Below are 11274 nucleotides of genomic sequence, written 5' to 3'. Positions count from 1 at the left end.
AGAACGGCTGCCCGCTGGCCAGTCCCCCGGCGCCGTTGGCGGACACCACGCTGCCGATGGCCAGCGCCACGAAGAACACCAGGACCAGCAGCTGGAACGCCATCAGCACGTAGTTGGCCTTGTCCGCCACCTTGATGCCCAGGATGTTCAGCAGCGTGGTGATGACGATGAAACCCACAATCCAGACGCCGATAGGGATGCCGGGGAACTGGGCACTCAGGTAGGAGCCGCCGATGAGCCAGATGACCATGGGCAGGAAGAGGTAGTCGAGCAGCACAGCCCAGCCCACCAGGAACCCGACGCGGGAATCGATGGAGCGGCGGACGTAGGTGTAGGCGGAGCCGGCCACGGGGTAGGCGATGGCCATCCGGCCGTAGCTGTGCGCCGTGAACAGCATGGCCACGAGCGCCACAAGATACGCGGCGGGTGCCGCGCCGCCGGTGGTTTCGGCGATGATGCCGAAGATCCCCAGGACGATGATCGGGGTCAAATACGCGAGCCCGAACAGGACCAGCGAGGGCAGCTTCAGCGTGCGGGTGAGGGTTGTTGTCACGGTGTTTCCTTAGGGCTTGTAGGACGGCGGTGTCCAGGTGGCCGGGTTGATGCGGCCTTGGTAGACGGGAAGTTCGACGGCGGGCTCCCCCTCGCGGAACTGCGACCAGGGACGGTTGAGGTTCTCCGTGCCGTGCGTGCGGACGCGCTCGACGGCGGCCAGGTCCAGTTCCGCGGTGAGCAGCTGCGGTTGGTCGTCCGGTGCCTCGGCGAGGGTGTTGCCCTCCGGGTCCACAATGATGCTTTGGCCTATGCCGGTGGGGCCGGCGCAGTTGACGCTGACCATGAACACCTGGTTCACGATGGCGTTGGCCTTTGCGAGGATCAGTTCCTGTTTGCGGTCCGGGGTGGTGGTTTTGACCACGTTGAGGATCACCTCGGCTCCCATCCAGGCGAGCTGGCGGGACACCTCCGGGTACCAGGCGTCGTAGCAGATGTTCAGGCCCACTCTGCCGATGCCCGGCAGGTCCACGGTGGTGAACCTGTCTCCGGGGTCGTAGGGCTCGAACGGGCGCCACGGGAAGATCTTGCGGTAGTAGCCGGCCAGCTCCCCGTCCGGGGACAGGACCAGCTGGGTGTTGAACAGCTGGCCTTCGGGGCCGCGTTCGCAGACGCTGCCGGGGACCAGCCAGATGTTGAGGTCTTTCGCGAGCTGTTTGAGCTCTTTGACCCGCTGGCCGTCCAGGGGCTCGGCGGAGGCCTGGAGCATGTCGGTGCGCTGCAGGTCCGGGTTTTCGTCGCCGAAGAGGTGAAGCTCGGGGAAGACCACCAGCTTGCTGTGCGGCTGGGCTTCGAGGGCTTCTTTGACCTCGTCGGCGAAGGCCGAGACGGGCTCGCCGATGAGCCGCGGCCGGGCTTGGGCGGCGATGAGGGGAAGGATGCGTTGCATAGGTTTTTCTCCGCGTTGGGGTGTGATCCGGGTTATATTAGATCAGAATGATCTAATAAAGGGAAGGGGGCTGGTGTGGGCCGTAAAGTAGCGGTTATGACCCGTCAGTTGGAGGACACCGTTGACCCCCCGCGCCTCGGCGCCGGCAGGATGCCCGGAATGGAGCGCCGCAGCGCGATGGACGCCGTGCGGATGCGGATCGGGATGGCGATTTCGCTCGGGCTCTTGAAGCCGGGCGAGCGGCTGCCGGACCAGGAGGACGTGGCCCTTGGCCTTTCGGTCAGCCCGATTACCGCCCGCCGTGCGCTGGCGAGCCTGGCTGAGCAGGGCGTGGTGGTGCGCCGGCGCGGCCGGGCCGGCGGAACGTTTGTGGCGGATGCGCCGCCTACGGATGTTTTGGCGTCACTGTCGGCGTCACCGGCCGAGTCCCAGGCCGTGAACCGGCTGGTGGACCGGAGGCTTCTGTTTGAATGCGCAGTGACGCACTACGCGGCAGTCAACGCCACAGCCGAGCAGTTGGATGAGTTGGAGCGGCTGACCCGTGAGATGGCCGAGGCGACCGACTGGTCCTACTACCACCGTATGGACGAGCAGTTCCATCAACTGGTGGGCACTGCATCATGTCTGGACTCCGCCGTCGAGGTTTATCACGAGACGCTCACCGAGCTCTACGACTACTTCATCCCCTACCCCATCGAGAAGCTGTACACGTCCAACCAGGACCACATCGCTCTAGTGGCAGCCCTCCGCGCAGGGGACGTTCAGGACGCCGTGGAGGTAGCCCGAAAGCACGTGGACATCCTGCACCGGACGATGTTTATGGGACTGGCGCAGGGCGGAGCTGAAGTAAGCAAGCATGGCTGAATGAGTAGGTTATGGCCCCAAACGCCTCGGCTCGGATTGCTAATTCGCTACGCTACGCCGCGCCTTGTATTGCAGAGCTCACGCTGTAGGGCAGGATGTCCACGTGGACGACTATTCAGTCAGCGCTGAAGAAGCTGCCGCCATTCTCGGGATGAGCGCAAAGACGCTACGGCAAAGGCTGCGTGACGAACGCCCTGCGGGTGCTCGACAGATTCCTCCCCAACATGGAGGCAATTGGTTCCTCAAGGCAAGCTACGTCGAGCAACTCGCAATTCAACGCGGACTGCCTATTCCTAATCTCTCGGCTCTTTCACGCGACCGACTGACATCACCCCATCTGCCTGCAGTCGAAAAGGCTAGTCCCCAGTCTGCCTTCGCCGGTGCAGTTGCCAACCCGTCTCATGGCACGTGGTCCGAATGGATTCCCTTCAGTGAAGCCCTTAAAATGGCTCCCCGCTTCCCGGGTGTTTACATGTTCCGGATTGCAGCGGAACCTCACCGTGGCCCTGTTTACATAGGCATGGCAGGGGAAAGAAAGGGCAATGGGCTCCGTGGCCGGCTGGCAATCTACGCAAGTGGCAAGGGAGCCGGCTCCGGTTTGGGAGAACATGCCTTTGACAGGGCCCTGGAAGATCCAAAATGGATCCAAGCACGGCTGGAGGAAGCACTTGCAGGCACTCCCATGAGGGCAAAAGCGGCAGCACGCTCCGCAATTGACCATGCAGGACTGGAAGTTCGCTGGCAGACCGTCCAGACCAGGGCTCAGGCCCTTCAGCTGGAAGCTCAACTGATCAACGAATATAAGCATCAGCTCTGGAACCGATGACTGATCGCCGCAGTGAGCCATTCAAGATGGCGACGACCTCGTCAATAGCCCGAATCCGACGTTCGCGATCCGCCTCTGCCGCTCTCCCGGCGGTCGCATGTTTGCAGCGTTTGGCTCCCAGGATGAAACGTGGCGACAGCCGCAAGGCCTTAACTAGTCATGGTCCCGTATGTTTTCTTCATCAGAAGCTTCCCGGCCTGCTGAGCATGCCCGCCGTTGAGAATAGCCGCCGCTGCCAAGACATTGGGAACAACCCCCGCGCCCGCTGCGCCGTATCCAGCGAAACCTCCATCACTTGCAGGTTTGGCTTCCTTACGGTGCGTCACTCTTGATCTAACGATCTTCGATCGCGTTCAGTCAGCCAAATGGCGTGGTCCATATGGGTAACGGTCTTTCCTAGTTTCGTAATGACATGAGTTTCGGTGACTACAGTCCTTGCCAGCTTTGAGTTGACTACAGTTCCCAGGTTCTCAGCATCTGCAACCCGCTGAACCGCGCGGATAATCCACGTGTCCGGCTTCGTGTCGGGATAGCCGAGCAACATGCCAAAGTAGTTATGGGTGACGGGGCCTAATCCGTGAACGCCAAGGTAAGCGCGTCGGTGGGAAGAATCTGAGTGATCGTACTGCTCGTGCGTATACACCGAACAAGAGACAAGCTTTTTTGCCGCTTCCAGTGCGGCTGACGCCTTAGTTCTTCCATTGGTCACCCCATTGCCCAGAATGTCTTTTAGCTCAGTTTCCGGCAGTTTGAGCAACTCGCGCAGGTCCGAACGTGCCGGCTCATGTTTGTCATGGAAGGCCAGCAACCGCGGGAGTAAGCCCTTGCCTCGCTTCGTCCTATATAGCGTTTGCTTGGAGTAAACGGCATCCAGTAACGCCATCCCCAATTGGCCTTCCCAACCATTTTGGTACACCTCGTACCGGTCCTTTGGGATCTTCCTAACATCGCGCACGAACGCGGCAACAAGAGCATCCATGATCAGGCAGAAACTGAGACCTTCACCGGGGCTGGTGCAACTTTGCGGTTGAACTCGTGCTGAACAATGGCTGAGCCGATGGTCCCGAGAAGTAGCATCAGCCAAAAAGCCGCATGGCGCCCCATGCCTCGACGCGTGAAAACCTCGACACCCACGGAGTACTTCCATAGCCAAACGATGTTGGCAATAGGCACGATCAGCAACCAAGCGGTGGGTATCCCCGTGCCGTACTTATTCATTTCGTTTTTCGTCTTGACACTCCAAACCAGGGAGTAGATGCCGAAAGTGACGAGAGGCAAAAGTAGCGGCGCTGCGATGCTGCGATATTTCATAATTCTCCTAGGTACGTTTACTGGAACTTCGGAGTTAATCCTTTGGCGCAACACAGCGTCGTAGATTTCCCCCGGGATGACCGTATCCGAGGACCGTCATGGCCGACGGCGAACCTGAGTCAATCTTGAGGTGATCCTGCGGGAAGCGTCATATTCACGAGCCGCAGCGACTTTTTCCTTAAGCGGCTATGAACCGCTCCGTCTGCTCCTCACCCACGAAGTCTGGAGAAGTTCGCATTCAACTCGCGACGTCGTCGCATGAATTTCGTACTTGTCGTTGTGTCAGCCGCCTTTTCCAGTTCCACCGGGTCGGAAGTTGGTGGGATATGCTTCCTCCAGTTGTGACAGAAGTTACGTGGGGGCATATATGAAATCGAAGACGCCGCTGAAGTTCGGGGCCACCCTTGTGGAGTTGATCCGGGCTAGGCACCCGATCCTTCTCGTCGAGACTCACGAAGGTGACAGGGTGGTCGCTGCAGCGGAAGCCGTCGCAGTCAGCCCAGACATACGTCGTCAGCGGCGGGTCGTTACTTACACCGTTTCGAGGGGACTGCACGCCCCCGGTCAGATGACGGGCAAGCCCACCGCTCCCGACGCTGCCCTAGCAGAAGCGATAAAGACGCAAGAGCCGACCATCTTCGTCTTCTTTGATCTGCACCACTTCCTAGGATCGCAGGGCCGTCCAGCCGAGCCCACCATGGTGCGCGCAGTGCAGGACGCAGCGACTGCGTTTCGCACAGGAGAGGTCCCGCACACCCTTATCATCGTTTCTCCCGGCATGATGCTTCCGCCTGACCTGGAAAAGGAAGTCACTGTTGTTGACCTTCCTTTGCCTACAGCAGGTGAAATTGAAGGTGTCCTGGATGAGATAGTCAGCGCGAATGCAGCGTCCATCATTGTCGACCTGAGCTCAGACGAGCGCCAGAGGCTTATCCAAGCAGCACAAGGCCTCACCCTTGGCGAGGCAGAGAACGCCTTCGCCCGCGCCATCGCCTCGGACCGTCGGTTGGACGCCTCGGACATCGCTCTGGTCCTTGATGAAAAGCGCCAAACAATCAGGAAGTCAGGACTGCTTGAATTCATCACCCCGGAAGGGACGATGAACGACGTTGGAGGCCTGGAAAACCTGAAGAAATGGCTGGAAAAGAGGAACGGCTCTTGGCTGCCTGACGCTCAGCGCTGGTCTATCCCGGCGCCGAAGGGTGTTCTCATCACGGGCATCCCCGGCTGTGGGAAGAGCCTTACCGCAACATGCATGGCTACCCTCTGGGGTCTGCCCCTACTGCGCCTTGACGTCGGACGTGTCTTCTCTGGCCTCGTAGGATCCAGCGAGCAAAATATGCGAGGGGCACTAAGGCTGGCCGAGGCCGTCTCCCCCTCCATCTTGTGGATTGATGAAATCGAGAAAGGCTTCGGTTCAAGCGGCAGTGGCGACTCGGGCACCAGCCAGCGGGTCTTCGGGACTTTCCTTACATGGATGCAGGAGAAGAAAAACCCGGTCTTCGTCATCGCCACCGCGAATAAAATCGACTCACTTCCTCCGGAATTTCTCCGCAAGGGCCGCTTCGACGAGATCTTCTTCGTCGACCTCCCAACCAGGGACGAACGGCTTCACATCTGGCGGATCCAGCTCAAAAAGAGGCTAGTCCCAGGATCTGAAGCCACCGGCGATTTTGAGATCAACGACGCTTCGCTTGGCTTCCTAGCGGAACTAACGGAAGGGTTCTCAGGTGCAGAAATTGCCGAAGCGGCCGTTAGTGCCTGCTTCGAGGCTTATTCCGAGCGCCGGCGGCTAAACGAAAAAGACCTCCGCCGGGCTATCACCAACACTGTCCCCTTGTCGGTCACCCAGGCCGAGCAGATCAAGGGAGTCCGAGATTGGGCTTCACAGCGTGCCGTAGCAGCAACGTCGACGAGTTCCAGGGGCGATTACTCCACCAGCGGGTCAGCAGCGCCGGCAGACGTAAACTCTTGGCGTGGTGGTCGGCAAATCGACTTCGGGGACTAGGCGATGAGTCTCGAAGTTCTCCTCATCCCCCTTGGGATTGCCGCCATTGCCGCTATCCGTGAAGCGCGCAGCACTGGCCTGTGCGAGAAGTGCAAAACCACTAGGATCAGGGACCAGCAACTGCTACACGACGCGCTCCTTGCCATGGGCGCCACCGGCCTCAGCGTCGCAGAAGGGCGCATTACCGGCGAAAGCCCTTACGGCCGGATCACTTTTCAGCGGATCGGTGAAGTGTTCCTAGGACGGGTCGATCGTGCCGACGATGACGTCACTGACAACATGCTGGCCGCCTTGGACATGAGCGTGGGCGCCTTGCTGCAACAACGAACGATCGCTTCCTTGCACGCCCGGGCCGCGGAAATGGGGATGACCCTGATCTCGCAGACCGCAGCAAATGGGGAAGTTCAACTCGTATTCGAACAGGCCACATGATGCAGAAGAAGACCATAACTATTACGGTTTCAGCCTCAGGATCCATTACTGCGGAAGCCAGCGGCCCCGGGCCCGCGTGTGCGGATGAACTGGCTGCTATCCAAGCCCTCCTGCCCGATGCAGTCATCGCGGATTCCCGCCTGACGCCTGCGTACTTCCAGTCCGCCACCATCCAAGAAACCACAACACACCAACTACAGCACGAAGGAGACAAAGGACGATGACGCCCGAAGAAAAATTGTGTTCGCGAACATGGCGGCTGCGGAACAGCGCCGGAGTCCTGTGGAGCATCCTCTCCTTCGGCTTCCTGACGGGGGTGGGATTCCTCGTCCGCGGGGTGAAAGCGAAGAACAAGCTTTGGATCCAGATGGGCGTAGGGTTCCTCGTCCTTGGAGTCGGGCTCATGGTGGCGACCGGAACGTATGACGCCGGCACCAAGGAAGCGCCCATTCGCTCCACGGCGAGCACTATCTGGGGATGGATCTGGTTCGTCACGTTCATCGGTGGACTCGTGGCAACTTTCATGATGAACCGGAAATGGCTGGTTTGGAAAGCACACGCCAGCGACACCAAGTGGTACGCCCAGGCGGCCACTGCCGCGGCCCCCGTCAACGCCGCCCCTGCCGTGGGCTACGACCCAAACGCCGCGACGTCCGCGTTCGGGTCAGTAGTTACTCCATCTCCGGCACCGCCTGTAGAGCCCGCCCGACCGGCCCAAACTATTCCAAGTGCCACAACTTCCACCATTGATGTGAACTCAGCATCGTCCCAGGATTTGGTTGCCGCCCTCGGCATCGATCACGCCGCTGCCGGGCGAATTGTGGAGGCACGTCAAAGCCAAGGACAGTTCACCTCCTTCGAGCAACTCATGTCCAAGGCTCAGGTGCAACCGCATCTACTGATTCCTCACCGGCAGAAGCTCGTCTTCGGCAACGGGAGCAGTGCGGCCGCCCCTGCGCAGCCGCTGCCAACCCGACGCAGCCCAAATCAAGCAGCCCGCAGACTCGATCTTTGACCGCGGACGTACTGCGCGTCGCGCGGATTCTTCACGGGACAACAGCTGAAGGCCCCGGCCTGCGCAGCGCCATTTGGTTTCAGGGCTGCAGCATTCGCTGCACGGGCTGCATCAACCCGCACCTCTTTAGCTCTAGCGGCGGAAGCGACATGACGGTCAGCGACATCGTGTCGGGTGCCTTAGCCGGCGAAGTCGAGGGTCTCACGCTCATCGGAGGTGAACCGTTTGACCAGCCATCCGCCGGAGCGAAGCTGGCCAGGGAGGCGCAGGAACAGGGGCTCGGTGTTATCGCTTTCTCGGGTTACGAGTACGAGACACTCCGGGGCAGGGACGAAGACACTCTGAGGTTCCTTGCCGGGATTGATCTGCTCGTCGATGGCCCGTACCAGGCGTGGAACCAGGAAACAGACCGAGCATTGGTCGGTTCCACTAACCAACGGTTTATCCACCTCTCCCATAGGTACAGGTCCTATCGCCCCGAAATTGCCGCCAATCGTGTAGATATTCGTGTCCTGCCTGATGGTTCAGTCGAGGTTGCTGGCTTCCTGAACACGGAAAACCTGCAGAACTTGGCAGAAGCTACCGGAACGGGCAGGAAGGCGCGGAGAGGTCCTGCTATGTAGCGGGACGAAACGAAAACACACAGCGGCATGGCAAAAGGCGCGCCCGGCTAGACCGGACGCGCCTTTCGTGTGCGTAAACCTGTGAAAGGGTTAGCAGCGCCTGCTTCAGTCCATCAGAACCGACTGCTTGGCCTCGTCCGGAGATCCAACGGCGGCCGGAACCTCGCGCTTCCGGTGGTTCAACCAATTCGCCACCGCCAAAACCGCCACCAACGCGAAAGTGCTCAGGAGCTGGGGGCGGGAATCCTCGCCGATGAAGCCCACGGTGAAAATCGCGGCGAGGATGACCAGACCAAACACCGTGAGCCACGGGAAGCCGGGCATCCGCAGGGGAAGCTCCGTTCCGTCGCGGTCGGCGCGGAGGCGCAGCGCGAGCTGGGCCAGGAGCGCGGACGTCCACACCAGCAGGCAGGTCGAGCCCACGATGTTGAGCAGAACGCCCAGGACCATCTCGGGGAAGGCCAACTCCAGCACGACCGTCACAACGCCGAAAGCGACGCTGGCCAGGACCGCGACAACCGGGACACGTGCCTTGGACACCGAGGCAAGCAGGCGTGGCGCGTCGCCCCGCTCGGCGAGGGAGTACGCCATCCGGGAGGCGCCGTAGAGGTTGGCGTTGAGGGCGGAGAGCAGTGCTGCCACGGCTACCAGGGTGATGGCGGTGGCTGCACCGGGCATGCCGGCGGCCTCCAACACGGCGGCGAACGGGCTCTTCAGCCCGGCCGAACCCACGGGAACCACGGCAGCGATAATGAAGATCGCGCCGATGTAGAAGACCAGGATGCGCCACAGCACTGTGCGGACTGCCTTCTTCACACTGCGGGCCGGCTCTGCGGTCTCGGCTGCAGCCACGGACACGATCTCCGTGCCGCCGAACGCGAAAGCCACCACGAACAATGCCGTGGCAATACCGGCAAAACCGCTCGGGGCAAAGCCGTCGCCCATGAAGTTGGCCAGCCCCGGCGACTGGACGCCCGGCAGCCAGCCGAAGAGCAGGGCCGCGCCCACCAGGAGGAACCCGACGATCGCTGCCACCTTGAGCAGGGCGAACCAGAACTCGAACTCGCCGAAGTTCTTCACGCTGGTGAGGTTCACAGCGGTGAGCACCACGATGAACACAAAGGCCATCAGCCACACGGGCAGGGCCGGGAAGATCGTGGCCAGCAGGCCCGCCGCCCCGAGCGCCTCGGCCGCGATGACCACCACGAGCTGCAGCCACCAGAGCCAGCCCACGGTGGCGCCGGCCACCGGCCCGTAGGCCTTGGCGGTATAGACGGAGAAGGCGCCGCTGTCCGGATTGGCGGCTGCCATCTCGCCGAGCGCCCACATCACCAGGATGATGAGCGTGCCGGCTACAAGGTACGAGATCAGCACGGCTGGGCCGGCCGCCTGTATGCCGGCGCCGGAGCCGATGAACAGGCCCGCGCCGATGGCGCTACCGAGCCCCATCATGGTGAGTTGGCGGGGTTTGAGTGCTGCGCCGAGGGCGCGGCCAGACGTCTTTGTCTGTTGTTCCATGGGGATTCCTCTGGTTGTAGGTGGAACGGGTTGGGGTTTCAGGTCAGTCGATTATCGAGGGAGCATGGTCTTTCAGAATCCGGAGCACACGGTCGTTGGAGGCAGGATCGGCAACGGTGATCCGCACGCCGTCGCCCTGGTACGCCCGGACCAGGATGCCAGCGAGGTCGAACGCGTCCACCAGTCTCGCCCGGAGGTCCTCGTCTGCACGGATCCACAGGAAGTTGCCTTGGCACGGCTGCAGTTTCCAGCCCTGGGCTTCCAGCTGCGCGGCCATCCGGGTGCGCTCCTGCCTGACGGCGGATACCCGCGCTTCCATCTCCTCCCCCGCGTCCAGCGACGCGATGGCCGCCTTCTGGGCCAGCGCGCTCACGGAGAAGGGAAGGGCGGTCCGGCGCAGTCCCTCAGCGATGCCCGGCGCCGCCACGGCGTATCCCACGCGCAGGCCGGCGAGCCCGTACGCCTTCGAGAAGGTGCGCAGGATGCAGACGTTCGGGTACCGGCGGTAGAGCCCCAGGGAGTCAGGGCCGCTGCCCGCCTCGGAGTATTCCACGTAGGCCTCGTCGATCACCACGAGGATGTCGGAGCGGACGGAGCGCAGGAAGGTCTCGATGCGTTCATGGCTGATCGGCACTCCCGTCGGATTGTTGGGGGTGCAGAGCAGGATCACCTTGGTGCGGGCAGTGACGGCCGCGGCCATGGCATCGAGGTCGTGGCCCTCAGCACTGTCCAGCGGAACGCGGACCGGCCGGGCGCCTGCCAGTTCCACCAAGATGGGGTAGGCCTCGAAGGAGCGCCACGCGAAGATCACCTCATCCCCGGCGTCGCACAGGCCGGTGATGATCTGCTGCAGGACGCCCACGCTGCCGGGCCCCACCGCTATCTCTCCGGCCGTGACGCCAAGGTGGTGGGCAAGCCGTTCACGGAGTTCGACGGCGGCACTGTCCGGGTAGCGGTTCATGGTACCGGCCGCAGCGGCCACCGCAGCGGCGGCAGCGGGGAGTGGCTCGTAGTGGCTTTCGTTGCTGGCGAGGGCTGCGATGTCCGTGCCGGCGCTGCGCCGTCCCGGGACATAGGGCGGGAGGCCGGCCACCGCGCAGCGAAGGGTGGGGAGCGCGGTTTCCGCTGCGGTCAGGAGTTGATCACGGGTCATGAGGACCGATCATGGATGTGATCCGGCGCACAATGCAAGATACCCTCAACCCATTGGGACTTCTGCTCAACTTCTACTGACTG

General features: G+C 61.8%; 12 protein-coding genes. 6 read left to right on the top strand and 6 right to left on the bottom strand.

What is annotated here, in order from left to right; translation table 11 throughout:
- Both V9L18_RS07370 and V9L18_RS07365 read right to left on the bottom strand, forming a co-directional pair.
- Positions 1–553 (bottom strand): APC family permease (locus V9L18_RS07370; RefSeq protein WP_337346532.1); only part of this gene is annotated, 553 nt, incomplete at its 3' end.
- Positions 554–562: 9 nt separating this feature from the next.
- On the bottom strand, positions 563–1441 hold the full coding sequence (locus V9L18_RS07365) for a carbon-nitrogen hydrolase family protein (RefSeq protein ID WP_337346531.1): 879 nt from the start codon (positions 1439–1441) through the stop codon (positions 563–565).
- 96 nt (positions 1442–1537) lie between these two features.
- On the opposite strand from V9L18_RS07365, the gene V9L18_RS07360 reads away from it, so the two are divergent.
- Both V9L18_RS07360 and V9L18_RS07355 read left to right on the top strand, forming a co-directional pair.
- On the top strand, positions 1538–2305 hold the full coding sequence (locus V9L18_RS07360; protein WP_337346530.1) for a FadR/GntR family transcriptional regulator: 768 nt from the start codon (positions 1538–1540) through the stop codon (positions 2303–2305).
- Positions 2306–2408: 103 nt separating this feature from the next.
- Complete coding sequence (locus V9L18_RS07355) at positions 2409–3131, top strand: hypothetical protein (protein WP_337346529.1); 723 nt, start codon at positions 2409–2411, stop codon at positions 3129–3131.
- A gap of 322 nt (positions 3132–3453) precedes the next feature.
- Here the strand turns inward: V9L18_RS07355 and V9L18_RS07350 are convergent, their stop codons facing one another.
- Positions 3454–4110, bottom strand: coding sequence for a hypothetical protein (locus V9L18_RS07350; RefSeq protein ID WP_337346528.1), 657 nt, complete (start codon positions 4108–4110; stop codon positions 3454–3456).
- A 2-nt stretch (positions 4111–4112) separates the two neighbouring features.
- A complete protein-coding gene (locus V9L18_RS07345) occupies positions 4113–4442 on the bottom strand; it encodes a DUF4234 domain-containing protein (RefSeq protein WP_337346527.1) in 330 nt (109 codons plus the stop codon).
- A gap of 367 nt (positions 4443–4809) precedes the next feature.
- Between V9L18_RS07345 and V9L18_RS07340 the strand changes: the two genes are divergently transcribed.
- The 4 genes from V9L18_RS07340 to V9L18_RS07325 all read left to right on the top strand — a co-directional run bounded on the left by V9L18_RS07340 (position 4810) and on the right by V9L18_RS07325 (position 8520).
- Positions 4810–6450 carry an AAA family ATPase gene (locus tag V9L18_RS07340; RefSeq protein WP_337346526.1) on the top strand — a complete coding sequence of 547 codons (1641 nt, stop codon included), beginning with the start codon at positions 4810–4812 and terminating at the stop codon, positions 6448–6450.
- 3 nt (positions 6451–6453) lie between these two features.
- Entirely contained in the window at positions 6454–6882 is a 429-nt protein-coding gene (locus V9L18_RS07335) for a hypothetical protein (protein WP_337346525.1), read from the top strand.
- Between the two features lie 220 nt (positions 6883–7102).
- Entirely contained in the window at positions 7103–7897 is a 795-nt protein-coding gene (locus tag V9L18_RS07330; RefSeq protein ID WP_337346524.1) for a ComEA family DNA-binding protein, read from the top strand.
- Positions 7894–8520: a 4Fe-4S single cluster domain-containing protein gene (locus V9L18_RS07325; RefSeq protein ID WP_337346523.1), complete on the top strand. Its 627-nt coding sequence runs from the start codon at positions 7894–7896 to the stop codon at positions 8518–8520. Before V9L18_RS07330 ends, V9L18_RS07325 begins: the two co-directional genes overlap by 4 nt.
- A 105-nt stretch (positions 8521–8625) precedes the next feature.
- On the opposite strand, the gene V9L18_RS07320 is transcribed toward V9L18_RS07325, so the two are convergent.
- Both V9L18_RS07320 and hisC read right to left on the bottom strand, forming a co-directional pair.
- Positions 8626–10038, bottom strand: a complete 1413-nt coding sequence (locus tag V9L18_RS07320) for an amino acid permease (RefSeq protein WP_337346522.1) — start codon at positions 10036–10038, stop codon at positions 8626–8628.
- Between the two features lie 43 nt (positions 10039–10081).
- Positions 10082–11191, bottom strand: coding sequence for a histidinol-phosphate transaminase (gene hisC, locus V9L18_RS07315; protein ID WP_337346521.1), 1110 nt, complete (start codon positions 11189–11191; stop codon positions 10082–10084).
- Positions 11192–11274: the final 83 nt, after the last annotated feature.

This window comes from Pseudarthrobacter sp. CCNWLW217 (assembly GCF_037203985.1).
In the GTDB taxonomy this organism is placed as follows: Bacteria; Actinomycetota; Actinomycetes; order Actinomycetales; family Micrococcaceae; genus Arthrobacter.
Note: the sequence above shows the minus strand (reverse complement) of the source record. Positions and strands in the feature narration are given on the sequence as shown.